The organism is Bradyrhizobium sp. Mp27 (assembly GCF_029953005.1).
GTDB classification, from domain to species: domain Bacteria; phylum Pseudomonadota; class Alphaproteobacteria; order Rhizobiales; family Xanthobacteraceae; genus Bradyrhizobium; species Bradyrhizobium barranii.
On sequence record NZ_JASAUS010000041.1, the window covers coordinates 34,271 to 58,597 of the forward strand.

The window sequence follows — 24,327 nt, forward strand, 5'->3', positions numbered from 1 at the left end:
TGGCATCGCAAATCTGAAGGGAAGGTGGGCGCGGCGCTTGCGCGCCTTTGCCCACCCTACGATGTTCACCCGTTCCGCCGTTCGCCGCGCAGCGTCGGCAGGCCGATGCCAGCCGCATCGAAGCCGCCATCGACGGCCAAAATTTGGCCGGTGATGTAGCTCGATCGTTCCGAGCACAGGAAATAGATCGCTTCGGCGAGTTCCTCCTCCAGGCCGTAGCGGTTGAGCGGAATGGCGTCGTGATAGTCGGCGCGGATCTCCTTGCTGTGCACCTGCTTCGCCATCGCGGTGTCGACCGGCCCCGGCGCGACTGCGTTGACGCGGATGTTGAGCGAGGCGAGCTCGACCGCAAGCTGCTTGGTTAGGTGCGCAAGGCCCGCCTTGCTGGTGCCATAGGCCGAACGCAGGGTCGAGGCGCGCACCGCCGAGATCGAGGTGACGTTGACGATGGCGCCGCCGCCTTGCTCGCGCATCAGCGGCGCGGCCGCCTTGGTGCACAGGAACGGGCCGGTGAGATTGACCGCCATGATCCTGTTCCAGTCGGCGTCGCTGGTCTCCAGCACTGGCGCGAACACGGCGACGCCGGCGTTGTTGACGAGAGCATCGAGCCGACCGAAGCGGCTCATGACCGCCGCCATTGCAGCTCCCACGGCGGCTGCGTCGGACACGTCGCAGGTGATTGCCAGCGCATTATCGGGATTCTTCAGGGCCGCCGCCGCGCCCGCCTGCAGCTCCCCCTCGATATCGAGCAGCGCGACGCGCCACCCTTCGGCCAGGAATTTCTTGGCCGTCGCCAGCCCGATGCCTCGCGCGGCTCCGGTGACGAGGGCGACGTTTTGTGGGGCCTGCGGCATTTGCTAATCTGTCCTGTGTTCGAAAGAGGCGCGCACGAGCGCCGGCTCCTTTTACTTCGCTTTCGTCCCGGCAAGAAGGGCTCCAGGCCATGCTCATCGATCCCAGCACGATCCCGCTCGAGGAATGGCGGCCAGGTGTGAAGACCCGCATGGTGACATCCGCGCGCAACGGCGCGACCGCGCTCTGCATCTTCGAGCAATGGGTCGATCCCGGCGCCGGCGCGCCGACGCACAGCCACACGGTCGAGGAGGTGCTCACCGTGCGGGCGGGCGAGGCGGAGATGTGGGTCGAAGCCGAGCGTATCACGGTGACGGCCGGACAGGCGCTGCTGGTTCCCGCCGGACGCAAGCACGGTTTTCGCAATTCGGGAGCGACCATGCTGCATGTCCATGCGGTGTTGGCCTCGCCGGTCTTCGAGATGCTGCCGGAAGGGGCGAGTGAAGCGACGCGACGCTGGGAGCAGTAGGATAAGGGTGTCGGTCTCTCTCACCGTCACCCTACGGCGGCCGCTTCTTCAGCGGCCCTCGAAGGGCGACGGGGATAGTGATAAAGCGAGAGCTTACGCCAGCTCTGCCGATGCGCGCTGCATGTTCGACGACATGTCGGAGGTCACGATGCTCTGCTCCTCGACCGCGGCTGCGGTGGAGGCGATGAACTCGTTGACGCCGGCGATCGCGGCCTTGATCGCGGTGAGCGAGCTCGCAACGTCGCCCGAGATGGTGTTCAGCGCGTCGATTTCGGAGGTAATCGTGTCGGTGGCCTGCTTGGCCTGGCTGGCGAGGTTCTTCACCTCGGCGGCGACCACGGCAAAGCCGCGGCCCGCTTCGCCCGCCCGCGCCGATTCGATCGTGGCGTTGAGCGCAAGCAGGTTGATCTGACTGGTGATGCCCGAAATCATCTCGACGATGCCGCTCATGGCCTGGGCCGCCGCAGTCAACTTCTGAGCCTGGCCGTCCGCGGACTCGACCCTAGTGGTCGCGACCTTGGAGGTCTCGCGCGATTTCGCCATGGTCTCGGAGATCTCGCGGATCGAGGCGCTCATCTGCTCGCTGCCGGCCGCGACCGCCTCGATCAGCCCGCGCGCATTGTCGGCCTTCTTGCGGCCGATCGCCTGCGCGGTGATGTCGGTGGCGTATTTGACCACCTTGTAGGGTTTTCCGTTGAGATCCAGAATCGGATTGTAGGACGCCTGGATCCAGATCTCGCGGCCGCCCTTGGCGATCCGCTTGTATTCGGCGGCCTGGTATTCGCCGCGGTTGAGCCTCTCCCAGAAGTGGCGGTAGGCCGCCGAATTCTTCTCGTTCGGCTCGACGAACATCGAATGGTGCTGGCCCTTGATCTCGGCCAGCAAATAGCCCACCGCCTTGAGAAAATTCTCGTTGGCGGTGCGGATCGTGCCGTCCATGTTGAACTCGATCACCGCCTGCGACTTCTGGATCGCGGCGAGCTGGCCGTCATTGTCGGCGCCCTTCATCTTCTGCGCGGTGATGTCGGTTGCGAACTTCACCACCTTGAACGGTTTGCCGGTCTCGTCGAGGATCGGGTTGTAGGTCGCGAGAATCCAGATCTCCCTGCCGCCCTTGCCGAGCCGCTTGTATTCGGCCGCCTCGAACTCGCCGCGGTTCAGCCTGGCCCAGAATGCGGCATAGGCCGAGCTCGCGCGGTCCTCGGGCGTCACGAACATGCTGTGATGCTTGCCCCTGATCTCGTCGAGCGAATAGCCCATCGCGCCCAGGAAGTTCTCGTTGGCGGTGACGATGGTGCCGTCCATGTTGAACTCGATCACGGCCTGCGCGCGGTTGATCGCGGCGATCTTGCCGGAGTCTTCCATGGTCTTGATCTTGTACGCCGTGATGTCGGTGGCGAACTTGATGAAGCTGACCACCTTGCCGTTCTTGTCCAGCAGCGGGGCGTAGGAGGCATGAACCCAGACTTCCTTGCCGTTCTTGCCGAAGCGCTTGTATTGCGTGGTCTGGAATTCGCCGCGGTTCAGGCTGGCCCAGAAGTCGCGGTAGCGGGCGCTCTCGCGTTCGGCCGGGCTGACGAAGATGCTGTGATGCTTGCCCTTGATCTCGGCGAGCGAATAGCCGCTCATTTTCAGAAGGTTCTCGTTGGCATCGAGGATGGTGCCGTCGAGATCGAATTCGATGACGGCCTGCGAGCGATCAAGGGCGTCGACTTCCGCGAGCGCGTGCTGGACTTTGGCCTTGCTGTTGAAATTGAACACTTGAAGGTCCCCGGAATGGTTCAACTATGCGTCGGCCCAGCTGCAATTGGCCTTCCCGAAAAGTTGCATGCACGCGTTGATCAACTGTAAATCCTTGCAGCAAGCTGCGCGGTCTCCGTGGTTCCGCGTGCGCCGGCCATGTTGTTCTACCCGCGAAGATTCTCGTCCTATATGCACGGCGGTGGACATAGTCGGTCCGTAATCGTACGGACCCGCCTCGCGATATTTTCGCATCGTCTCTGTTGAAATTCGGCAAGCAATGTCGGGGCACGCGTTCGTGCATCGTCTTCAAGAGGATCTTCTCTGCGGAGACCTCAATGCCCGATGACCGCGAGCGCCTGATTCGAGACCTCTTCGCCGCCTATCTCGGCAACGACCGGCAACGGGTCGCCGACGCATTGGCCGACGATTTCCGCTTCACCAGTCCGTTCGACGACGACCTCGACAAGGCGGCCTATTTCGAGCGCTGCTGGCGGGACACCGGCTGGATCGCGCGACACGACATCGAGCGGATTTTCGTCCGGGGCGACGAGGCCTTCGTCACCTATCTCTGTCTGGCGACAGATGGCAGGAGCTTTCGCAACACGGAGTTCTTCACCTTTGCCGGTGGCAAGGTCCGCCGCATCGACGTCTATTTCGGCGCTGCCCGAAGGGATGGGCGCCTCCTGCCGCAGCCGCGCTAGCGGCCGGCGCAATGACCTCCGGAATAATTTTCATCACCTTGTCGGTTCCGTAAAGGTTGGTTCGTCTTAGAGGTGAGGGTGGGCGACCCGCGCCCGCCGCTCCCGTCCTTCCGGGGGGTGGCGCCTTGCCGCGCAAACCCGAAACGACAAAGCAAGCAAGGACTGCTCATGCGATTCATGATGCTGATGATCCCGCTCGGCTACGAGACCGCGCCGCCGGACGTGCAACTCGATCCCGAACGCGTCGCCGCGATGATGCGCTACAACGAGGCGCTGAAGGATGCCGGCGTGCTCATCACGCTCGACGGCCTGCACCCGCCGTCGATGGGCGCGCGCGTCTCGTTCGCGACCGGCGAGCCCATCGTGACCGACGGCCCCTTCGCCGAAGCCAAGGAAGTTCTGGGCGGCTACTGGATGATCGAGGTTGCCTCGCGCGAGGAGGCGATCGCCTGGGCGAAGAAGTGCCCGGCCTCCGCCAATGAAGTCATCGAGATCCGGCAGGTGCAGGAGATGGCCGACTTTCCGCCGGAGGTGCAGGCAGCCGCCGCCGGCTTCGACGATCTGAAGACGTAGCCGAGACGGCCGCGGATCAATTCGCGGCTCGTCGATCCATCATCCATCAACAAAGGAGAGAACCAATGAGCACCGATACCTATCTCGCCGTTTTCCTCGGCAGCAAGACCAGCCCGCAATGGGCCGCATGGAACGCGATGTCCGAGACCGAGCGGAAGGCGAAGGAGCAGGAGGGCATGGCGGCCTGGAAAGGCTGGGTCGAGAAGCATCAAGGCGCGATCCAGGCCATGGGCGGCCCTCTCGGCAAGACCAAGAAGGTCGATGGCAAGGGGGTCGCCGACATCGCCAACGAGATGGGCGCCTTCACCGTGGTCCGCGCCGCGTCCCATGAGGCCGCAGCCAAGATGTTCGAGAACCACCCGCACTTCGCGATCTTCCCCGGCGAACGCGTCGAGATCATGCCGGTGCTGCCGATCCCCGGCGGCTAGGCCGTGTCATTCCGGGGGCGCGCACACGCGCGAACCCGGAAATCTCGAGATTCCGGGTTCGGCTCGTCGAGCAGCCCCGGGTCGAGCCGCCCCCGGAATGACGAGGTGGCCGGTTAATCAAATCCGGCCTGCGCTAGTGACTTCACGCCCGGCTCATGTAAAAGCTGTTCACATGAGCTGGCGTAAGGACCAGGGCCGCACCGAGCGCGGCTATCACCACGGCAATCTGAAGGAAGCCCTGTTGCAGGCTGCCCTCGGGCTGATCGCCGAGAAGGGCGCGGCCGGCTTCACCTTTGCCGATGCTGCGCGCATGGCCGGCGTCAGCGCGGCGGCGCCTTACCGGCATTTCCGCGACCGCGAGGAGTTGCTGTCCTCGATCGCGCAGCGCGGCTTCGAGCAGTTCGAGCAGCGCCTGACCGCGGCCTGGGACGACGGGCGACCGGATACGGTCACGGCGTTCGAGCGTGTCGGCAAGGCCTATCTCGCCTTTGCCCGCGAGGAGCCCGCCTTCTACAACGCGATGTTCGAATCAGGCGTGCCGGTCGATTCAAATCCGGCCCTGCAGGCCGCCAGTGAACGCGCCTTCAACATCATTCGCGCAGCCGCCGAGCGGCTTGCGGCGCTGGCGCCGCCCGGCACGCCGCGGCCACCAGCCATGATGATGGCCCTGCACATCTGGTCGATGGCGCACGGCGTGGCCTCGCTGTTCTCGCGTGGCGACGCCGCGCGGCGAAAACTGCCGATGTCGCCGGATGACCTGCTCGAAGCCGAAGTGCTGATCTATCTGCGCGGCCTCGGCTTCCCGACCGACCGCCGTCCGCCCGCAAGAAGCGCCGAGCCGCCGCCGGTGCCACCGGAGGCATCCTCCGGTTCTGGCCTGCCGCCCAGCGGCCCCTGGGGCAAGCCGAAATAAAATTGCGCAAATAATTCGGCGCCCCTGTCAGGCGGCCGGCTTGACAAAACCGCGGGATGGTCTAGCTATGTAAATGTTATTTACATTCACAACGGCGCTGGTGCCGTGATGGAGATGGAAATGGCCTACACCGCTGATGTCAATCGATGGCGCGGTTCCTCTGACGAACGCTATGAGCGCCCCCACATGCTCGATACGCCCTGGCATCCCGGCTGGATCGCCGTGACCATCCTCGGCTTCATCATCTGGTGGCCGATCGGACTTGCCCTTCTCTTTTTCACACTCGGGAGCAGAAAAATGGGTTGCTGGAGCCACCAGGATCGCTGGCAGAACAAGATGGAGCGGATGCAGTACAAGATGGACCGCATGCGCGGCCGCATGGAGCGCCGTGGTTTCGGCTTCGGCTTCGGCCCGCCCTCGAGCGGCAACCGTGCCTTCGACGAATACCGCACCGAGACGCTGCAGCGGCTTGAGGAAGAGCAGGTCGAGTTCAGGAATTTCCTCGACCGTCTGCGTCACGCCAAGGACAAGGAAGAGTTCGACCAGTTCATGGCGCAGCACAAGACGCGCCCGACCCCGCCGCCGACCGACCAGCCGCAAGGCTGATCTAAAAAGGCTGATCCGGGGTCTGCCTCTCAAAGCCTTCAGGCGCATGCCCCCAAAGTCCTGATGGCCCCGAGCCGCCCGCCTGCGCAACCCGCAGGCGGGCGGTTTGGTTTTTTCACCTCGCCCCGCTTGCGGGGAGAGGTCGACGCGCTCGGGAGCGCATTTACGCCCCTGAGCGCGGCGGGTGAGGGGGTACGGGTCAATCGACGATCTCGCGTGTGGAGAGAGGCCCCTCACCCCAACCCTCTCCCCGTAAGAACGGGGAGAGGGAGTAGATCCAGTCGTTGCTTGGCTACGAGCGGCCAGAACCCAGACTCGGTCATTCGATACTAAGACTTGCGCTGCCTCACCGGGCCGCGCTGCTCTTGTCTGGACGACGCGCATCATGGACCTCTACACCCGCCTGCTGCTTGCCGTGACCGCCTTGGCGGTGCTGGGCTACATCGGCTTGGTCTATGGCGGCTGCGCGTCCGATCCCGATTGCCATTTTCGCCTCTGCGCCGGTGGGCGTGCGTTCTGCGGCGTCGATCACGTACATGTGCAGGACCGGTAGAACCCGATCCGCGCTGGGCCCGACCAAGCCCTGACGGCGCATCTCCCGCGCGCTGACGGGCCCGACCATGACCAACGCCGAACGCAGAGAGATCAGCCATGGCATCGCGCTCCTCGAGCGCGCCTCGGCGCAGTTCGACCGGTTCGGAAACACCGTGCCGGTGGCGATCGCGTTCCTCAATGGATGGCCGACGGAAGTCCAGCTCTATCCGCAGTGGCAGCTCGGCGAATCCTGGCGGTTCTTTCTCAGCCTTTATCTCTATTGGTTCGCCTCGTTCGCACTCAGCCGCGCGGTCTCTTTTGCGAAGGGGAGTATCGCCCCATGATCCTGCTCCGCGATGTCGTGCTCTTCGTCCTGCCCATTCTGATCGCGGCGGGCGGCTGGCTCTACGCGCTCAGCCTGCGCAAGCGGGCCCGGCCCGGTCTTGAGGGCGAAAGCAAGCGCGTCCCGGCGGCGTGACTGGCGCCCCGACCCGGACCGCCTATATTCGCCTTCACGAGAGTGGGCGGACCGGAGGCGACAATGGCGGAAGCTGCGATCACGGCGAGCGACGGCCTCTGGCAACAGGTCCGCAGCGAGGCGCAGCGCGCGGCCGATGCCGACCCCGTGTTCGGCAAGGCCCTTGCGACTGCCATTCTCGCTCATGATGATTTTGCTGCCGCTTTGGCCGATTTGATCGGGCAGCGGCTCGGCAGCGGCACCACCGGGCGCACGCGCTTCACGTCCTATTCCCGCGACGCCTTTCAAGGCGAGCCAGACCTGATCGAAACCGCCAGCCGGGATCTGCAGGCCATCGCATTGCGCGATCCCGCCATCACCGACCTGCTGCCGCCGCTGCTGCATTACAAGGGCTACGTCGCGCTGCAAGCCTGGCGCGTCTCGAACTGGCTCTGGCGTCATGACCATCACGACGCGGCGCTGCTGTTTCAGAACGAGGCGTCCAACCTGCTGCAGATCAGCATTCATCCGGCCGCATCCATTGGATCGTCCGTCTATCTCGACCACGCCACCGGCATCGTGATTGGTGCGAATGTGGTGATCGGCGACGAGGTCACCATCCTCCAGAACGTCAGCGTCGGCCGTCGCGGTGAATTGCCGACGCGCTCGCCGCGCATCGGCCGCGGCGTCTACATCGGCGGCGGCGCGACCATTCTCGGTGACATCAATATCGGTGATTTCGCAAAGATCGGCGCCGGCGCTGTTGTGACGGGTGACGTGCCCGCTGGCTGCACCGCGATCGGCAATCCCGCGCGATTGACCAATTGCCCCGAGCCCGCCTCGGCGGCCTGACCCTATCAACCTTCGGAGAGTTGCAATGAAGACGGCAATCGTGATCGGCGTTGGTCCGGACCGCGGGCTCGGAGCCCGGCTTTGCAAGCGTTTTTCGGCCGATGGGCTCAAGGTGATCGTCGCGGGCCGGACGCTGTCTGCCTTGCAGGCCGTCGTCGACGACATCACGAAGGCGGGCGGCGCAGCCGTGCCCTTCGTTGCCGATGCGACCAGGGAGGGGGACATCGTCGCGCTGTTCGATGCCGCCGGCGACAACCTCGACCTCGCCATCTACAACGCCGGCAACAACACGCCTGGCAAGATCATCGAGATGGACGCCGACTATTTCGAGAACGCCTGGCGCGTGGTCTGCTTCGGCGGTTTCCTGTTCGGCCGCGAGGCGGTGCGCCGCATGGTGCCGAAGAAGACCGGCACGCTGCTGTTCACCGGCGCCAGTGCCTCGCTGCGCGGACGCTCCGGCTACGGCGCCTTCAACTCGTCCAAGGCCGGCTTGCGCACGCTGGCGCAGGCGATGGCGAAGGAATACGCGAGCGACGGCATCCATGTCGGCCATGTCGTGGTCGACGGCGCGATCGCCGGCGACAAGATCTTTTCACGATTCCCGGATGCGGCCGGCCGCGAGGACAGCCTGATCGACATCGATGGCATCGTCGATGCCTTCGCCTTCCTCTATCGCCAGCCCGAGCGCGCCTGGTCGTTCGAGCTCGACGTGCGGACCTCGAAGGAGAAGTGGTAGAGGGGCGGCCCTCGACCATTCCTACCGCCGTCATTGCCCGCGAAGGCGGGCAATCCAGTATTCCAGAGACAGCATTGAGATACGGAGGAGCCGCCGCGTACTGGATACCCCGCTTCCACGGGGTATGACAGTCGTGACGGTGGCGTAGATCAATACCCGGCGGCCAATCCCGAGTTTCGGCGTGGATCGTTCGCACCGTAGTAACGATTATTGCCGACTTGCTCGCCGTTCAGCGACGGCGCGCCGACGATGATGACCGCCAAATGGTTGGCCGGCTGCGGCGGTCCGAATTTGTGGCCCATGCCTTCCAGGATCTTCTGCGTGTCCGGTGACAGCGCATAGCTCTCGACGTTGGTGATATCAGGCAGCCATTGCTGGTGGATGCGCGGCATGTCGACCGCCTCCTGCGCATTCATGCCGTAGTCGATCGCATTGATCATGGTCTGCAGGACCGCCGTGATGATGCGGCTGCCGCCGGGCGTGCCCACCACCATGACCGTCTTGCCGTCCTTGGTGACGATGGTCGGGCTCATCGAGGACAGTGGACGCTTGCCGGGAGCAATCGCGTTGGCCTCACCCTGCACCAGGCCATACAGGTTCGGCACCCCGACCTTGGCCGTGAAGTCGTCCATTTCGTCGTTCAGCAGCACGCCGGTCTTGGCCGCCGTCACCTTGGCGCCGAACCAATCGTTCAGCGTGTACGTCACCGACACCGCGTTGCCGTCCTTGTCCGCGATTGAATAGTGCGTGGTGTTGCTGCCCTCGTGCGGCGCGACGCCCGGCTTGATGTCCTTGGAGATTGCGGCCTTGTTCGGATCGATCACGGCGCGGATCTTGGTGGCGTAATTCTTGTCGAGCAGGCGGTCGAGCGGATTCTTCACGAAATCCGGATCGCCGAGATAGCTGTTGCGGTCCACGTAAGCATGCCGCATGGCCTCGATCTGCACGTGCACGGCCTGCGCGGAATGGTAGCCCAGCTCCTTCAGAGGGTAGCCCTCCAGGATATTCAGGATCTCGCAGATGACGACGCCGCCCGAGCTCGGTGGCGGCGCGGAAATCACGTGATAGCCGCGATAGTCGCATTCGACAGGTGCGAGCTCGCGCGTCTTGTAGCCGTCGAGGTCGTCCTGCGTCAGCAGGCCCTTGCCGGCCTGGCTCGACGCCACGATGGCGCTGCCGACCCAGCCTTTATAGAAGCCGTCGGTGCCCTTGCTGCTGATCTCGCGCAGGGTTTTCGCCAGCTCGGATTGCTGCAGTCGATCGCCGACGCCGAACGGCTGGCCGTTGTTGAGGAAGATGGCGCTCGATGCCGGATCGTCCTTGAAATCGTCGGTTGCCGTGCGCAGCAGGTCGATGTCGCCCTGGTCGAGCACAAATCCCTGTTCGGCGAACTGGATCGCGGGAGCGAGCAGGTCGGCGCGCTTCATAGTGCCGTACTTCTCGCGCGCATATTCCATGCCCGAGACGGAGCCTGGCACACCCACGGCCAGATGCCCCTTGGTCGAGATGCCCTTGATGACGTTGCCATCCTTGTCGAGATACATGTTTGCAGTCGCGCCCTTGGGCGCGGTCTCGCGGAAATCGAGGAAGGTCTTGCGGCCGTCGGCGAGCTGGATCGTCATGAAGCCGCCACCACCGAGATTGCCGGCGGCCGGATAGACGACGGCCAAGGCATAGCCGACGGCCACAGCGGCATCGACGGCATTGCCGCCGCGCTTCAGCACATCGACACCGACCTGGGTCGCCAGATGCTGCGCGGACACCACCATGCCGTTTTGCGCAGCGACCGGCGCGACCGACGCCGCGTGGGCGGGGTCAAAGGCTGTGAGGCAGATCGATATGATCGCGGCGTTCAGCCACCGCAGGCGTGTTCCCGCATTTTGCACGGCTTGCTCCCTTGGCGAGGCCGGCTGTCCCGGCCCTTGTTGATCTATGCAAGCGCAGCCTATCAGGCGGAATCCGTCGGGCAAATCGGCCGCTGATGGCAGCGGTGATCGAACGGTCAGCGTAAGAAATCGGGTGCCCGCACGGAGCACGCTGCGCTCCCTCCCCCCTTGCGGGGGAGGGCGGGGGAGAGGGGTAGCTCAGGAAAAGGTGCTCGTTGCGTGCGTCCGATTTCGGTGGGAGCCCCCGTGCGGTACCCCTCCCCCTAGCCCTCCCCCGCAAGGGGGGGAGGGAACCGATCTCGCCCGGAGCGGGCGGCTCGAATACGTCGGCAGGCAGGTAGCGCCTCCCCGCGGCAAAGCGGCGAACCGCCTGCGCTGCCTACCTTTCCGGCAGCCAAATTCGGCCGTGGTAACCGCACGTTAACCATCGGCGGGCTCTGGTAATTGCGGACAGACGTGCCCGGAGCCGTGCTCAAGGCCCATAGTTTTGACATCTTGGCAGGGAATGCAGGCGGCCGGCTTTGGACGAGCCCCTGTACCCCAGAAAGACAAGGCTTTGAGCGGGCTTGCCGGCCGCGCCGGTGCTAGCGCGGCTGTTGGGGAACCGGCAGCCATTTGCTGGCCGGAGAGGTCAGGGAAATGATCGCCTTGAGAGGATACTGCTTATGAATCCGGCCGACGTGGCTCAGTCAGCCCTTCCGGTTGCCGCTTCCGCGGACGTGTCGCTGATTGCGCTGTTCTGGCAGGCTCACTGGATCGTGAAAGCGGTGATGCTGGGGCTTCTCGCCTGCTCGGTCTGGGTCTGGGCCATCGCGATCGACAAGATCTTTCTTTACGCGCGCACCCGCCGCTCGATGGACCGGTTCGAGCAGGCCTTCTGGTCCGGCGAGTCGATCGAGGAGCTTTATCGCACGCTCTCGGCCAAGCCGACGCATTCCATGGCGGCCTGCTTCGTCGCCGCCATGCGCGAGTGGAAGCGCTCGTTCGAGAGCCACGCCCGCTCGGTCGCGGGCCTTCAGATGCGCATCGACAAGGTGATGAACGTCTCGATCGCGCGCGAGGTCGAGCGGCTGGAACGCCGGCTGCTGGTGCTCGCCACCGTCGGCTCCGCCGGCCCCTTCGTCGGCCTGTTCGGCACGGTCTGGGGCATTATGTCGAGCTTCCAGTCGATCGCGGCATCGAAAAATACCTCCCTGGCGGTGGTCGCGCCGGGCATCGCGGAAGCGCTGTTTGCGACCGCCGTCGGCCTTATCGCCGCCATTCCTGCCACTATTTTCTACAATAAGTTCACTTCCGAGGTGAACCGGCAGGCCCAGCGGCTGGAAGGTTTCGCTGATGAATTTTCCGCCATTCTGTCGCGTCAGATCGACGAGCGGGGCTGACGGACGGGATGTATAGTGTGAGGGGCAATTTGGGCACTCGATCATGGCGATGAACGTAGCTAGTTCGTCCGGAGGCGGCGGGCGCCGCGGCCGGCGCAAGCCCGTCGTGGCCGAGATCAACGTCACGCCGATGGTGGACGTGATGCTGGTGCTGCTCATCATCTTCATGGTGTCGGCGCCGATGTTGACGGTCGGTGTGCCGCTCGACCTGCCGCAGACCCAGGCCAAGAGCCTCGAAAACAACGATCAGAAGCCGATCCAGATGTCGGTCGACATCAAGGGCAAGGTGTTCATCAACGACGCCGAGATCGCGATCAACGAGTTGATCCCGAAGCTGAAGGCGATCACGGACGCGCGCGGCGGGCTCGAGGAGCGCATCTATCTTCGCGCGGACAAGAAGGCGGATTACGGAACGGTGGCCAAGGTCATGGGCCTGTTGTCCGGCGCCGGCTTCAAGAAGCTGGCGCTCGTGACCGAGGCGGATCAGGGGTAAACCGGTGAAGGTGAACGTCGACAAGACACTCGTTGCGTCGATTGCCCTCCACGTCCTCGTGCTTGGATGGGGACTGGTCACCTTTAGCAGCAAGGCCTTTGTCGCGGAAGAGTCGCTTCCGATCGACATCATCTCCACCGATCAGCTTGCGCAGATGATGTCGGGGCAGAAGACCGGCAAGAAGGAAGAGCCGAAGCCCAAGGTCGAGAAGATCGCCGAGGCCAAGCCCGAGGAAGACGCGGTCGGCAAGGTCACCGAGAAGAAAGAGCTGATCAAGACCAACTCGACGCCCGAGCCGCCGCCGAAACCCGTCGAGAAGCCGGTCGAGAAGAAGCCCGAGCCGCCCAAGCCCGTTGCCGAGGCCAAGCCCAAAGAAGAGCCGAAGCCGCAGGAAAAGAAGCCTGATCCGGCCAAGGAAGATCCGATCGCCGAGCTCCAGAAGAAGCTGGAGACCAAGAAGCCTCCGCCGAAGCCGGTCGAGCAGAAGGTCGCGGCGGTGCAGCCGCAACAGCAACCGAAGCCGAAGGAGCGCAGCTTCGATCCCGCGCAGATCCAGCGCGACCTCGACAAGCGCGCGGCGACCCGGCACGAGATCTCCGGCGCGGCGCTGAATGCGTCGGCTGCGCTGGGATCGACGACCGGGACTGCTGCCAACAACGTTGCGACGTGGGGCGGCGCGTTCACGAATGCGGTCCGGCGCTGCTTCACGCCCACCTATAACGGGCAAGACGCCGAGCAATACGAGGCTGACATCGATATCCCGATGAAAATCGACGGCTCGCTTGCGTCCGAGCCGATTATCGTCGCCGTTCGCGGCCCGTCTCGGTCGATTGCTCAGGCGGTGGCGGAGAGCGCCAAGCGCGCCATCGTGCAGTGTCAGGTCTATTCGTTCCTGCCGAAGCAGCAGTATGACACCTGGAAGACCATTCCAATGCGCTTCGGCCTGAAAGATATGTTGTGACATCCGAACAAAAGAATTTTGCGATGAATGACGTCCTATCGATGAACCGCCGCCGCTTCATGACGCTGACAGGATCGGCGCTCGCGACGCTCGGGGGCGGACACGCCCTGGCCCAGGGCCAAAAGCGGCTCGAACTCAATCCAACGGAGTTTCGGCCGATCCCGATCGCGATCTCCAACTTCGTGCCGGGCTCGCCCGCCGACGGCGACGTCAGCAACGGCGTCACCCAGGTCATCACCAACAATCTGAAGCGGTCGGGCCTGTTCGCACCGATCGACCAGGCCGCCTTCATCGAGCGCATCAGCAACATCGACGTCGCGCCGCAATTCCAGAACTGGAAGACCATCAACGCGCAGGCCCTTGTCACCGGCCGCATGACGCGGGGGCAGGACGGAAGGCTCAAGGCGGAATTCCGCCTGTGGGACGTCATCACGGGCCAGCAGCTTGCGGGCCAGCAATATTTCACCTCGCCGGAATATTGGCGCCGTATCGCCCACATCATCTCCGACCAGATCTATGAGCAGATGACCGGCGAAAAGGGCTATTTCGACAGCCGCGTGGTGTTCGTGGACGAGACCGGTCCAAAGGAGCGCCGCGTCAAGCGGCTCGCGATGATGGACCAGGACGGTGCCAATGTGCGCTATCTGACGCGCGGCTCCGACCTCGTGCTGACGCCGCGCTTCTCGCCGAACTCGCAAGAGATCACCTATATGGAGTTCGGCCAGGGCGATCCGAAGGTCTATCTCTTCAACATCGAGACCGGCCAGCGCGAGATCGTCGGCAATTTCCCCGGCATGACCTTCGCGCCGCGCTTCTCGCCGGACGGCCAGCGCGTCATCATGAGCCTGCAGCAGGGCGGTAATTCGAACCTGTTCGTGATGGATCTGCGCTCGCGCTCGACCACGCGCCTTACCGACACGCCGGCGATCGACACGTCGCCGTCCTACTCGCCGGACGGCACCCGCATCTGCTTCGAATCCGATCGCGGCGGCAGGTCGCAGATCTATGTGATGGCCGCGGGCGGTGGACAGGCGCAGCGCATCTCCTTCTCCAAGGACGACACCAACGCCACCTATTCGACGCCGGTGTGGTCGCCGCGTGGCGATTACATCGCCTTCACCAGGCAGGGCGGCGGGCAGTTCTCGATCGGTGTCATGAAGCCGGACGGCTCCGGCGAGCGGCTGCTCACCTCCGGCTATCACAACGAAGGGCCAACCTTCTCGCCGAACGGTCGTGTGCTGATGTTCTTCCGCGATCCCGGCGGCAGCGGCGGGCCGTCGCTGTTCTCCGTCGACATCTCCGGCCGCAACGAGCTCAAGGTGCCGACGCCGGGCTTCGCCTCCGACCCGGCATGGTCGCCGCTGCTGTCCTCGACACCCGGCTAGAGCGATTGCGGGCGAAGTGGATACAGTTCGCGTGAAACATCGGGGCTAAGACATTGCGCGTTCAGACGTGCGATGTTTTCGAAAAAACATGCCGATTTTTTCGGGGTTTGGCGCGGGACGCAAGCTTTCCTTCACCTTGTGCCCGGCAACGCTTGCCTAGTTGCTTGATATTTCAGCGGAAACATGTTCGCTATTGCCGAAAAACAACTCGACTTTAACGATGTTCCCTCAGAAAGGCTTCATCAGGTCTGGGTAAAAGTACGCGCCAAACAGGACGCGTAACAAGCCGATGCAGCTGGCCGACCAGAAGCAGAGCGATCGAGACGAGCTGGAGCCGATACTCTACGCCGCTCTCATCAACTCTATGGTGCAGAATTTCTGGGCGATTTTCCTGGGCTCGGCCTCCGCGGCCGTGGCCGCGGTCATGACTGCGCTGAAGACAGGCGATGTCTGGCTGTGGCCGCTCGCATTTCTGCTGATCGCCATCGGCACCGCGCGCGCGTTCCAGATGCGCGGATACGAAAACCGCACGCACCCACTGTCGTTCGAGGAAGCCAAGCACCTGGAGCCGCGCTACTGGCTCGGCGCGCTCAGCTATGCGGCGGTGCTCGGCCTGTGGTCCTTCGTCGTCATCTACAACAATGACGATCCGATTGCCGACATGCTCTGTGTTGCCATCGGCATCGGCTACACCGCGGGCGGCGCCGCCCGCAATTACGGCCAGCCCCGGGTGATCCAGTGGCACGTCGCGCTCGCCTGCGCACCGATGTCGCTCGCGCTGCTGCTGCATGGCGGCTTCTACCACATCGGGCTCGCCGTCCTGCTCGTGTTCTTCTTCGTCGGGCTGAAGAACATCAACCTCAGCCTGCATGCGATCTTCGTCAAGGCGCTGACCTCGAGCTTTCGTGAGTCCGCCCTGGCAAGCCAGTTCGACACCGCGCTCAACAACATGCCGCATGGCCTGTGCATGTTTCGCGCCGACGGCCGCCTTGCGGTGATGAACCATCGCTTCGGCGAGCTGATGGCGTTGCCCGAAGATCTGGTCAAGCGTGGCGCCACCGCTGCCGACATCGTATCAGCCTGTATCGCCGCCGGCTCAATCTCGGCGGAGAGCGGCAAGCAGATCCTCGCCGAGATCGAGCATGCGCGGATCTGCGAGATCGTCACCACCGACCCGGATTCCTCGCGCGGCCGCGCACTCGCCTGGACGTTCCAGCCGATGACCGGCGGCGGCACGGTGCTGCTGCTGGAAGACATCACCGAGCGTACCAACGCGGAAGCCCGGATCACCCATCTCGCCCGCTATGACGAACTCACGGCGCTGCCCAACCGGGTCTCGTTCCGCGACGAGATCGAACGGTTGCTGGCGATCTCGCACGACGCCGAGCGCCTCTCGGCGCTGCTGTTCGTCGACCTCGACCAGTTCAAGCAGGTCAACGACACGCTCGGCCATCCCTGCGGCGACCAGCTCCTGTGCGCGGTCGCCAACCGCCTGCGCGAGATGCTGCGTCCCGAGGATTTCGTCGCCCGCTTCGGCGGCGACGAGTTCGTCGTATTTCAGCAGAACATCAGCTCGGCCGAGGATGCCGCGAGCCTCGCCCGCCGCATCGTCGAACGCCTGAGCGAGCGCTACCGCATCGACAATCACCTGGTCGAGATCGGCGCCAGCGTCGGCATCGCGCTGACCTCGCCGGACGGCGACGTCAGGGCCGACACGCTGCTCAAGAACGCCGACATGGCGCTCTACCGCGCCAAGGCCGACGGCCGCGGCACCTTCTGCTTCTTCCGCGACGAGATGGCGGCGACCGTCGAGGCCCGCCGCATCCTCGAGCTCGACCTGCGCAAGGCGCTGGCCAACGAGGAGTTCGAGCTGTTCTACCAGCCGCTGGTCAATCTGAAGTCCGGCAAGATCACCACCTGCGAGGCGCTGCTGCGCTGGAATCATCCGGTGCGCGGCACGGTCTCGCCGGTCGACATCATCCCGGTCGCCGAGGACATGGGGCTGATCGTCGATCTCGGCCGCTGGATCCTGCGCCGCGCCTGCATGGAATGCATGAAGTGGCCCGACGGCGTCAGCGTCGCCGTCAACTTCTCGCCGCAGCAATTCCACCAGCGCGACGTGCTCAGCGAAATCCGCTACGCGCTCGAGGTCTCGGGGCTGCCGGCCCATCGGCTGGAGATCGAGATCACGGAGTCCTCGCTGCTTCGTAACACCCAGCTCACCCACGACACGCTGTCGCAACTGCATGCGCTCGGCGTGCGCATCTCGCTCGACGATTTCGGCACCGGCTATTCCAGCCTCAGCTATCTGCACAATTTCCCGATGCAGAAGGTGAAGATCGACCGCTCCTTCCTCGAGGGCATCGATACCGACCGGCCGCTGACGCTGCTGCGTGGCGTGGCGCGGCTGTCGGCCGACCTCGGCATGGCCGTGGTGGTCGAAGGCATCGAGACCAATGAGCAGCTCGAGCTGATCAGCGCAGACGGCACCGTCTCTGAGGCGCAAGGCTATCTGTTCAGCCGTCCGGTGCCCGCCGTGCGGATGCGCCAGCTCCTCAACGCCTCGCATGGACGGCGCGGCGAGGGCCTGCTCCAGGTTGTCAGCTCACGCTCCTTCGCCTGAGTCCACATCCAGAAATTGAACGTCGTTTCAGACAGTTGCTGAACCCACCGTAGTGCTACGGGGGTTAACCCTATCGCGTCGATTGCTTTGCATCGTCGTTAAGGAGGTGTTAATAAATCGTCACGCGCGCGCAAGTTGTCAGCGGCAAATGGCCCAGGTTCGCGTGGTGTTGTTGGTGGTGGGTAAGGAGTTCGAATGCAGTCCTCAGCCAGATCTGTCATTTCGGCTGTTGGACGGGGAGCGGAGCTTCTGACCGACGTCGACTATCATCTCGCGGAAACGGACGCGGAGAAGGAGCAAATCTACAACCTCCGCTACCGCGCCTATCTGCGCGAGGGTGCCGTCAGGGAATCCGCGGAAGCCCGGGTCACCGACCGTTACGACGAGTTGCCGAACGCGTGGACCTTCGGCGTCTATCTCCGTGGCCAGCTCTGCAGCTCCGTGCGCATCAGCGTGCTGACTTCTGAATGGCGCGAGTCCACCTCGGCCGACGTCTTCCCCGACATCCTGCTGCCGCGGCTCGATCGCGGCGAGGTCATGATCGACCCGACCCGCTTTGTCGCCGATCCCGACCAGGTGAAGCGGGTGCCGGAATTGCCCTATCTGACGACCCGGCTCGCCTACATGGCGTGCGAGCACTTCAATGCCGATCTCGGCCTCGCCATCGTCCGTCCCGAGCATCAGGCCTTCTACCGTCGGGTTTTCCTGCACGAGACGATCGCCGAGCCCCGCCTGGTGCCGGGTCTTACCAAGCCGTTCGGACTGATGGCGGCGGATTTCCCGACCTTCCGGAAGAAGGTGTTCGAGCGTTATCCGATCATGCGCTCCACCGCCTTCGAGCGGCGGATGCTGTTCGGGCGCGGTGGGCAGCGCGAGATCCCGCAGCGGTCGTCACTGGTGCCGGAAGCCGCTCACGTCTGATTGCCTGCCGTCACCGCCTCGAGCCGCCGCGCGCCGTTCGGCCGGGGCTCCGTTCATCCCCATCATCGTTCGAGCCCAAAATTCCAGCAAAAACCTGCACTTTTGCCGGTTGCTGCAGGTTGCTTCACCCTCGCGCCACATTTAGAACCCATTAACCATGACGGTTGCTTTTCGCGGTTTAGGGGCATTTGACCGGCTGAAGCAAGGTTCCATCAAGGTTGACGGAACGTTCGCTTAACCAACCCCCTGTAGACCGGACAGCAGTGGACGAACGTGAGCGTGGAGGCTCCGGAATGAAATACCCTATGCGTATCCTCCAGGGATTGAAGCTGGCTGCGGTGGTTGCGATCGCGCTGTCGATGGGCGCATGCGCGAACAAGAACGCAGCGACGGATGCGATGGCCAATGCTGCGACGCCTGGCAGCCAGCAGGATTTCGTCGTTAACGTGGGCGACCGCGTGTTCTTCGAGAGCGACCAGACCGATCTGACGCCGCAGGCGATCGTGACCCTGGAGAAGCAAGCGCAGTGGCTCCAGAACTATCGGCAGTACAGCTTCACCATCGAGGGGCATGCCGACGAGCGCGGCACCCGCGAATACAACATCGCACTCGGCGCCCGCCGCGCCCAGTCGGTGCGTTCGTTCCTCGCCTCGCGCGGCATCGATCCGAACCGCATGCGCACGATCTCCTACGGCAAGGAGCGGCCGGTCGCGGTCTGTAACGATATTTCCTGCTGGTCGCAGAACCGTCGCGCCGTCACCGTGCTGAACGCGAGCTCCTGACGATCAGTCAGGCGCCGTTCATCTTCAGGAACCGATTATGCCGGCGCCCTCTCGGGCGCCGGTTTTGTTTCAGCCATCTGTGACCGAAACCCCGTGGTGCCAGTCACATTTTTGGCGTACTGCCTTTCAATGTGTGGCGCGTCGCAGGTTCCGTCGCAGATTTCGTTTTCGTCGTCAGGGCAAGATGTCATCCAGATCCAAGGTCTTTACCGGCACCGTGGCGATCGCCGCGCTGTTCTCTTTGTGCTCGCCCGCACTGGCGCAGTCGGACGATGACCCCGAGATGCGGATCGAGCGGCTGGAGAACCAGCTGCGCCAGCTCACCGGCCAGAACGAGGAGCTGCAATACCGTAACCGCCAGCTCGAAGAGCGGCTGCGGGCGCTCGAGGGTGGCGCGCAGGCCGCGCCCGGACAGGTGCCGGTCCAGCCCTCGGTCGCAGCCGTACCGCCTGCGCAGTCCGCGCCGGCCTACCGCCAGCAGCAACAGGCTCAGCCGAATTACGAGCAGCCGCAGATCGCTGCTCCCGCGCCGATCGTTCAGGAGCAGCCGGCGCCCGGTGCGCCCGGCGTGCGCCGCCGCGGTGATTCCTTCGATCCGAACCAGAACCCGAATGCGCCCGGCGCGCCGCGTGCGCTCGGTGGCGGGCAGCAGCCGATGCCGGCAGGCGCCCCTGGCGGCGGGCGCGGTGCTGGCGAGCCGCTCGATCTCGCCAACACCAGCCCGCGCTACCAGCAAGGCGTGCCGCCGGCAGCTCAGCCCGGCTATCCGCCGGCACAATCGGGTTATCCGGCGCCATCGGGCGGCACCGGCCTGACGACCCTGCCGCCCTCGGCAACGCCGCGCGACGAGTTCGACCTCGGCATCGGCTACATGCAGCGCAAGGATTATGCGCTGGCCGAGCAGACCATGAAGAATTTTGCGCAGAAATATCCGAGCGATCCGCTGCTCGGCGACGCGCAATACTGGCTCGGCGAAAGCTATTTCCAGCGCCAGCAATATCGCGACTCCGCGGAAGCCTTCCTCGCCGTCACCACCAAATACGACAAATCCGCCAAGGCGCCGGATGCCCTGCTGCGGCTCGGCCAGTCGCTGGCCGCGCTGAAGGAGAAGGAGGCCGCCTGCGCCGCCTTCGGCGAGGTCGGCCGCAAATATCCGCGCGCCTCCGCCGGCGTCAAATCCGCCGTCGATCGCGAGCAGAAGCGGGTGAAGTGCTGACGCATGGCATTTGCGCCCTGACAATGCGGATGGCGCCGCGCTAAATAGTCTGGTGATTGCCTGGGCAGCGTCATGTCAGACGACGACAACTCACCGATCTCGGCGCGCGCGGCGAAGCAACTCTTCGCCGAGCTCAGAAGCGCGCCGGCGCTGGTACTCGCGGTCTCCGGCGGACCTGACTCGGTCGCGCTGATGTGGCTCGCCGCGCGCTGGAAGCGCGGTCTTGCGCGCGGTCCGCAACTGACCGTCGTCACCGTCGATCACGGCCTGCGCCCGGAGGCGGCGCGCGAGGCGCGCGAGGTCAAGCGGCTGGCGGCCGAACTCGGGCTGGTACACCGGACCCTGCGCTGGCGCGGCGCGAAGCCGAACACGGGATTGCCTGCCGCCGCACGGGAAGCCCGCTACCGCCTGCTTGCGCAAGCCGCACACAAGGCCGGCGCGAGCCATGTGCTGACCGCCCACACCCGCGACGACCAGGCCGAGACCGTGTTGATGCGCCTTGTCCGCGGCAGCGGGCTTGCCGGGCTGTCGGCGATGGCGCGCCTCACGGAACGCGACGGCGTCGTGCTGGTGCGCCCGCTGCTCGATGTCCCGAAGTCGCAGCTGATCGCGACCTTGAGGCGGGCGAAGATCGGCTTTGCCGATGATCCCACTAATCGCGACACCGCCTTCACCCGGCCGCGGCTGCGCGCGCTGCTGCCGCAGCTCGCGGCCGAGGGGGGCGACAGCAGGAGCCTGGCGCGACTCGCAGGCAGGCTGGCGCGCGCCAATGCGGCGATCGACGTGCTGGTCGACGGTGCCGAGCGCTTCCTTCAGCTTCGGGCACGCGGCGATGCGCCGCAGGCGGGCGTTCGCAGCTTCGAGGCCTCGGCATTTGCCAATCTGCCTGAGGAGGTCCGGCTGCGGCTCCTGCTGCGGGCCGTCAATGCCCTTGGTCATGAGGGGCCGGCGGAACTCGGCAAGGTCGAGAGCCTCCTGGCAGCGCTCGATCAGGCCATAGCTGCAAGCCCCCGCGCAGCCGCAAATGGCCGGCCGGTCCTGAAGCAGACCCTTGCGGGAGCCTTGATCAGCCTTGCCGGGGGGCGTATCCACATCGCACCGGCGCCGGCCCGGCGGTCCAAGGGACGGACGAGGGCGGATCAGGGCGGATCATGACACCGGCCGTTTCCGCCGCGCGTCGTCAGGACACCTTAACCAGGCAGGAACCAGGCAGGAAAAACCCCGGGCAGATCGCCATTATTTCAGCGGGAATCGCTCTAAGATGGGATAAATAGTCCCATCTCGTTCCCTTGGCAGCGACCGGGGCGGCACCTAAATTGTATCCGTCTAACCAAGAGGATTCCTTGGGGATTTCCTCGCACTGACAAATTAACTGCTACCGCCCAAGGATCAGGCCGCGATCCGCGCGACCATGAAGGAAGATCGATGAACGCCAATCTGCGCAATTTCGCCCTCTGGGTCATCATTGTCTTGCTGCTGTTGGCGTTGTTCACGCTCTTCCAGAATCCGGGTCAGCGCGCCTCCTCGCAGGACATCGCCTTCTCCCAGCTCTTGAGCGAAGTTGACCGCGGCAATGTGCGCGACGTCGTGATCCAGGGCCCGGACATCCACGGCACCTTCACCAACGGCTCGAGCTTCCAGACCTATGCGCCGAACGATCCGACGCTGGTGAAGCGCCTCTATGACAGCAAGGTCCAGATCACCGCGAAGCCGCCCGGCGACAACGTGCCGTGGTTCGTCTCGCTGCTGGTCTCCTGGCTGCCCTTCATCGCGCTGATCGGCGTTTGGATCTTCCTGTCGCGGCAGATGCAGGGCGGCGCCGGCAAGGCGATGGGCTTCGGCAAGTCGCGCGCCAAGATGCTGACGGAGGCCCATGGCCGCGTCACCTTCGAGGACGTCGCCGGCGTGGACGAAGCCAAGCAGGACCTGCAGGAGATCGTCGAGTTCCTCCGCGACCCCGGCAAATTCCAGCGCCTCGGCGGCCGGATTCCGCGCGGCGTGCTGCTGGTAGGCCCTCCCGGTACCGGCAAGACCCTGATCGCGCGTGCGGTCGCGGGCGAAGCCAACGTGCCGTTCTTCACCATCTCGGGTTCTGACTTCGTCGAAATGTTCGTCGGCGTTGGCGCCTCCCGCGTCCGCGACATGTTCGAGCAGGCCAAGAAGAATGCGCCCTGCATCATCTTCATCGACGAAATCGACGCGGTCGGCCGTCATCGCGGTGCCGGTCTCGGCGGCGGCAATGACGAGCGCGAGCAGACGCTGAACCAGTTGCTGGTCGAGATGGACGGCTTCGAGGCCAACGAGGGCGTGATCCTGATCGCGGCGACCAACCGTCCCGACGTGCTCGATCCCGCGCTGCTGCGTCCGGGCCGCTTCGACCGTCAGGTCGTGGTGCCCAATCCCGACGTCGTCGGCCGCGAGCAGATCCTCAAGGTTCACGTCCGCAAGGTGCCCTTAGCGCCGGATATCAACCTCAAGACCATCGCGCGCGGCACCCCGGGCTTCTCCGGCGCCGACCTGATGAACCTCGTCAACGAAGCCGCGCTGACCGCCGCCCGCCGCAACAAGCGGATGGTGACGCAGGCCGAGTTCGAAGAGGCCAAGGACAAGGTGATGATGGGCGCCGAGCGCAAGTCGCTCGTCATGACCGAGGAAGAGAAGCTGCTGACGGCCTATCACGAGGGCGGCCACGCCATCGTCGGCCTCAACGTCGTCGCGACCGATCCGATCCACAAGGCGACCATCATTCCGCGCGGCCGTGCGCTCGGCATGGTGATGCAGCTGCCCGAGCGCGACAAGCTGTCGATGTCGCTGGAGCAGATGACCTCGCGCCTCGCCATCATGATGGGTGGCCGCGTCGCCGAAGAGCTGATCTTCGGCCGTGAGAAGGTGACCTCGGGTGCATCCTCCGACATCGAGCAGGCGACGCGTCTGGCCCGCATGATGGTGACGCGCTGGGGCCTCTCGGAGGCGCTTGGCACCGTCTCCTATGGCGAGAACCAGGACGAGGTGTTCCTGGGCATGTCGGTGTCACGCACCCAGAATGCGTCGGAAGCCACGGTTCAGAAGATCGACACCGAGATCCGGCGCTTCGTGGAAGAAGGCTACAACGAAGCGACCCGCATTCTCACCGAGAAGCGTGCCGACCTCGAAGCCCTCGCCAAGGGCCTGCTCGAGTTCGAGACGCTGTCCGGTGACGAGATCGTCGACCTGCTCAAGGGCAAGAAGCCGAACCGCGAGTCCGTGCTCGAGCCGACCACGCCGCGCGCCTCTGCCGTGCCCCCGGCCGGCAAGTCGCGTCCGCGCCCCGATCCGGATCCCGGCCTGGAGCCGCAGCCGCAGGCGTAATTGAGAAGCGGCCAATCGAATCGAAAAACGCGGCGGAAACGCCGCGTTTTTTGTTGGCCGATGTTGATGCAGTTGCGCTCCAAACTCCGGTCTCGTGCTCCGGACGCAGCGCACCGCCCCTTCGGCGGTGCGCTGCAGAGCCGGGGCCCATGTCTCCGCATCTTGCCGTGTAGCCTTCTGGGTCCCGGCTCAGCGCAGCAGCGTTGCACGTTGCGGCGCGTCCGGGACACGAGAGAGGCGCGTGTCGTCGCCACGAATTCCGTCATTGCGAGCGCAGCGAAGCAATCCAGAGTGTTTCCATGGCAGCAGTCTGGATTGCTTCGTCGCTTCGCTCCTCGCAATGACAACGTTGCGGCTCAGCGCAGCAGCGTTGCACGCTGCAGCGCGTCCGGGACACGAGCGGGGGCGCGTGTCGTCGCCACGAGGCTCCGGTCTCGTAGGGTGGGCAAAGGCGCACAGCGCCGTG

At 64.6% G+C, this 24,327-nt stretch carries 24 protein-coding genes; 21 read left to right on the plus strand and 3 right to left on the minus strand.

Translation table 11 applies throughout. The features are described 5' to 3' along the window. Nucleotides 1-65: 65 nt before the first annotated feature. A complete protein-coding gene (locus tag QJT78_RS21555) occupies nt 66-854 on the minus strand; it encodes an SDR family oxidoreductase (RefSeq protein WP_028152204.1) in 789 nt (262 codons plus the stop codon). Between the two features lie 89 nt (nt 855-943). Here QJT78_RS21555 and QJT78_RS21560 point away from each other — a divergent pair, with 89 nt between their 5' ends. Next, complete coding sequence (locus tag QJT78_RS21560; protein ID WP_028152205.1) at nt 944-1,321, plus strand: cupin domain-containing protein; 378 nt, start codon at nt 944-946, stop codon at nt 1,319-1,321. A 93-nt stretch (nt 1,322-1,414) separates the two neighbouring features. On the opposite strand, the gene QJT78_RS21565 is transcribed toward QJT78_RS21560, so the two are convergent. Then, a complete protein-coding gene (locus QJT78_RS21565; RefSeq protein WP_038943223.1) occupies nt 1,415-3,082 on the minus strand; it encodes a PAS domain-containing methyl-accepting chemotaxis protein in 1,668 nt (555 codons plus the stop codon). 317 nt (nt 3,083-3,399) lie between these two features. On the opposite strand from QJT78_RS21565, the gene QJT78_RS21570 reads away from it, so the two are divergent. The 10 genes from QJT78_RS21570 to QJT78_RS21615 all read left to right on the plus strand — a co-directional run bounded on the left by QJT78_RS21570 (nt 3,400) and on the right by QJT78_RS21615 (nt 8,864). Then, nucleotides 3,400-3,765: a nuclear transport factor 2 family protein gene (locus tag QJT78_RS21570; RefSeq protein WP_028152207.1), complete on the plus strand. Its 366-nt coding sequence runs from the start codon at nt 3,400-3,402 to the stop codon at nt 3,763-3,765. Nucleotides 3,766-3,933: 168 nt separating this feature from the next. Further along, entirely contained in the window at nt 3,934-4,338 is a 405-nt protein-coding gene (locus tag QJT78_RS21575) for a YciI family protein (RefSeq protein WP_028152208.1), read from the plus strand. Nucleotides 4,339-4,403: 65 nt separating this feature from the next. After that, on the plus strand, nt 4,404-4,766 hold the full coding sequence (locus QJT78_RS21580; protein WP_028152209.1) for a YciI family protein: 363 nt from the start codon (nt 4,404-4,406) through the stop codon (nt 4,764-4,766). A 172-nt stretch (nt 4,767-4,938) separates the two neighbouring features. Continuing rightward, on the plus strand, nt 4,939-5,679 hold the full coding sequence (locus QJT78_RS21585; RefSeq protein ID WP_028152210.1) for a TetR/AcrR family transcriptional regulator: 741 nt from the start codon (nt 4,939-4,941) through the stop codon (nt 5,677-5,679). Between the two features lie 120 nt (nt 5,680-5,799). Continuing rightward, nucleotides 5,800-6,285 (plus strand): DUF2852 domain-containing protein, encoded by a 486-nt coding sequence (locus tag QJT78_RS21590; RefSeq protein ID WP_028152211.1) that lies wholly within the window; start codon nt 5,800-5,802, stop codon nt 6,283-6,285. Between the two features lie 385 nt (nt 6,286-6,670). Beyond that, the gene (locus QJT78_RS21595; RefSeq protein ID WP_155257986.1) at nt 6,671-6,838 is read left to right on the plus strand and encodes a hypothetical protein; all 168 of its coding nucleotides are present in this window, start codon (nt 6,671-6,673) and stop codon (nt 6,836-6,838) included. A gap of 67 nt (nt 6,839-6,905) precedes the next feature. Beyond that, on the plus strand, nt 6,906-7,163 hold the full coding sequence (locus QJT78_RS21600) for a hypothetical protein (protein ID WP_028152213.1): 258 nt from the start codon (nt 6,906-6,908) through the stop codon (nt 7,161-7,163). Beyond that, nucleotides 7,160-7,297, plus strand: coding sequence for a hypothetical protein (locus QJT78_RS21605; RefSeq protein ID WP_193375943.1), 138 nt, complete (start codon nt 7,160-7,162; stop codon nt 7,295-7,297). Before QJT78_RS21600 ends, QJT78_RS21605 begins: the two co-directional genes overlap by 4 nt. A 63-nt stretch (nt 7,298-7,360) precedes the next feature. Then, entirely contained in the window at nt 7,361-8,128 is a 768-nt protein-coding gene (locus tag QJT78_RS21610) for a serine acetyltransferase (protein ID WP_028152214.1), read from the plus strand. Between the two features lie 25 nt (nt 8,129-8,153). After that, nucleotides 8,154-8,864, plus strand: coding sequence for an SDR family NAD(P)-dependent oxidoreductase (locus QJT78_RS21615; protein ID WP_028152215.1), 711 nt, complete (start codon nt 8,154-8,156; stop codon nt 8,862-8,864). Between the two features lie 149 nt (nt 8,865-9,013). On the opposite strand, the gene ggt is transcribed toward QJT78_RS21615, so the two are convergent. Next, nucleotides 9,014-10,750 (minus strand): gamma-glutamyltransferase, encoded by a 1,737-nt coding sequence (gene ggt / locus QJT78_RS21620; RefSeq protein WP_028152216.1) that lies wholly within the window; start codon nt 10,748-10,750, stop codon nt 9,014-9,016. 665 nt (nt 10,751-11,415) lie between these two features. On the opposite strand from ggt, the gene tolQ reads away from it, so the two are divergent. The 10 genes from tolQ (at nt 11,416) to ftsH (ending at nt 23,861) form a co-directional block, all read left to right on the plus strand. Continuing rightward, complete coding sequence (tolQ, locus tag QJT78_RS21625; protein ID WP_014492404.1) at nt 11,416-12,132, plus strand: protein TolQ; 717 nt, start codon at nt 11,416-11,418, stop codon at nt 12,130-12,132. A gap of 43 nt (nt 12,133-12,175) precedes the next feature. Next, complete coding sequence (gene tolR / locus QJT78_RS21630) at nt 12,176-12,625, plus strand: protein TolR (protein ID WP_028152217.1); 450 nt, start codon at nt 12,176-12,178, stop codon at nt 12,623-12,625. Nucleotides 12,626-12,629: 4 nt separating this feature from the next. After that, nucleotides 12,630-13,586, plus strand: a complete 957-nt coding sequence (locus QJT78_RS21635; RefSeq protein ID WP_028152218.1) for a hypothetical protein — start codon at nt 12,630-12,632, stop codon at nt 13,584-13,586. 23 nt (nt 13,587-13,609) lie between these two features. Beyond that, nucleotides 13,610-14,971: a Tol-Pal system beta propeller repeat protein TolB gene (gene tolB, locus QJT78_RS21640; protein WP_028152219.1), complete on the plus strand. Its 1,362-nt coding sequence runs from the start codon at nt 13,610-13,612 to the stop codon at nt 14,969-14,971. 289 nt (nt 14,972-15,260) lie between these two features. Next, nucleotides 15,261-17,594, plus strand: coding sequence for an EAL domain-containing protein (locus QJT78_RS21645; protein WP_028152220.1), 2,334 nt, complete (start codon nt 15,261-15,263; stop codon nt 17,592-17,594). 195 nt (nt 17,595-17,789) lie between these two features. Continuing rightward, nucleotides 17,790-18,515, plus strand: coding sequence for a hypothetical protein (locus tag QJT78_RS21650; RefSeq protein ID WP_028152221.1), 726 nt, complete (start codon nt 17,790-17,792; stop codon nt 18,513-18,515). Between the two features lie 293 nt (nt 18,516-18,808). Beyond that, a complete protein-coding gene (gene pal / locus QJT78_RS21655; RefSeq protein WP_028152222.1) occupies nt 18,809-19,297 on the plus strand; it encodes a peptidoglycan-associated lipoprotein Pal in 489 nt (162 codons plus the stop codon). Nucleotides 19,298-19,481: 184 nt separating this feature from the next. Continuing rightward, the gene (gene ybgF / locus QJT78_RS21660) at nt 19,482-20,513 is read left to right on the plus strand and encodes a tol-pal system protein YbgF (RefSeq protein WP_028152223.1); all 1,032 of its coding nucleotides are present in this window, start codon (nt 19,482-19,484) and stop codon (nt 20,511-20,513) included. 72 nt (nt 20,514-20,585) lie between these two features. Continuing rightward, on the plus strand, nt 20,586-21,668 hold the full coding sequence (gene tilS / locus QJT78_RS21665) for a tRNA lysidine(34) synthetase TilS (protein ID WP_038943228.1): 1,083 nt from the start codon (nt 20,586-20,588) through the stop codon (nt 21,666-21,668). A gap of 270 nt (nt 21,669-21,938) precedes the next feature. Further along, the gene (gene ftsH / locus QJT78_RS21670) at nt 21,939-23,861 is read left to right on the plus strand and encodes an ATP-dependent zinc metalloprotease FtsH (RefSeq protein ID WP_008136887.1); all 1,923 of its coding nucleotides are present in this window, start codon (nt 21,939-21,941) and stop codon (nt 23,859-23,861) included. Nucleotides 23,862-24,327: the final 466 nt, after the last annotated feature.

Excerpts from the sequence above, each read along its gene's own strand:
- tolQ (WP_014492404.1), top strand. The coding sequence starts at position 11,416 with ATGAATCCGGCCGACGTGGCTCAGTCAGCCCTTCCGGTTGCCGCTTCC.
- QJT78_RS21605 (WP_193375943.1), top strand. The coding sequence starts at position 7,160 with ATGATCCTGCTCCGCGATGTCGTGCTCTTCGTCCTGCCCATTCTGATC.
- tilS (WP_038943228.1), top strand. The coding sequence starts at position 20,586 with ATGTCAGACGACGACAACTCACCGATCTCGGCGCGCGCGGCGAAGCAA.
- QJT78_RS21650 (WP_028152221.1), top strand. The coding sequence starts at position 17,790 with ATGCAGTCCTCAGCCAGATCTGTCATTTCGGCTGTTGGACGGGGAGCG.
- QJT78_RS21600 (WP_028152213.1), top strand. The coding sequence starts at position 6,906 with ATGACCAACGCCGAACGCAGAGAGATCAGCCATGGCATCGCGCTCCTC.
- QJT78_RS21590 (WP_028152211.1), top strand. The coding sequence starts at position 5,800 with ATGGCCTACACCGCTGATGTCAATCGATGGCGCGGTTCCTCTGACGAA.
- QJT78_RS21645 (WP_028152220.1), top strand. The coding sequence starts at position 15,261 with ATGCAGCTGGCCGACCAGAAGCAGAGCGATCGAGACGAGCTGGAGCCG.
- ybgF (WP_028152223.1), top strand. The coding sequence starts at position 19,482 with ATGTCATCCAGATCCAAGGTCTTTACCGGCACCGTGGCGATCGCCGCG.
- ftsH (WP_008136887.1), top strand. The coding sequence starts at position 21,939 with ATGAACGCCAATCTGCGCAATTTCGCCCTCTGGGTCATCATTGTCTTG.
- QJT78_RS21560 (WP_028152205.1), top strand. The coding sequence starts at position 944 with ATGCTCATCGATCCCAGCACGATCCCGCTCGAGGAATGGCGGCCAGGT.
- QJT78_RS21615 (WP_028152215.1), top strand. The coding sequence starts at position 8,154 with ATGAAGACGGCAATCGTGATCGGCGTTGGTCCGGACCGCGGGCTCGGA.
- QJT78_RS21575 (WP_028152208.1), top strand. The coding sequence starts at position 3,934 with ATGCGATTCATGATGCTGATGATCCCGCTCGGCTACGAGACCGCGCCG.
- QJT78_RS21595 (WP_155257986.1), top strand. The coding sequence starts at position 6,671 with ATGGACCTCTACACCCGCCTGCTGCTTGCCGTGACCGCCTTGGCGGTG.
- QJT78_RS21570 (WP_028152207.1), top strand. The coding sequence starts at position 3,400 with ATGCCCGATGACCGCGAGCGCCTGATTCGAGACCTCTTCGCCGCCTAT.
- QJT78_RS21585 (WP_028152210.1), top strand. The coding sequence starts at position 4,939 with ATGAGCTGGCGTAAGGACCAGGGCCGCACCGAGCGCGGCTATCACCAC.
- pal (WP_028152222.1), top strand. The coding sequence starts at position 18,809 with ATGAAATACCCTATGCGTATCCTCCAGGGATTGAAGCTGGCTGCGGTG.
- QJT78_RS21610 (WP_028152214.1), top strand. The coding sequence starts at position 7,361 with ATGGCGGAAGCTGCGATCACGGCGAGCGACGGCCTCTGGCAACAGGTC.
- tolB (WP_028152219.1), top strand. The coding sequence starts at position 13,610 with ATGAATGACGTCCTATCGATGAACCGCCGCCGCTTCATGACGCTGACA.
- QJT78_RS21555 (WP_028152204.1), bottom strand. The coding sequence starts at position 854 with ATGCCGCAGGCCCCACAAAACGTCGCCCTCGTCACCGGAGCCGCGCGA.
- QJT78_RS21580 (WP_028152209.1), top strand. The coding sequence starts at position 4,404 with ATGAGCACCGATACCTATCTCGCCGTTTTCCTCGGCAGCAAGACCAGC.
- tolR (WP_028152217.1), top strand. The coding sequence starts at position 12,176 with ATGGCGATGAACGTAGCTAGTTCGTCCGGAGGCGGCGGGCGCCGCGGC.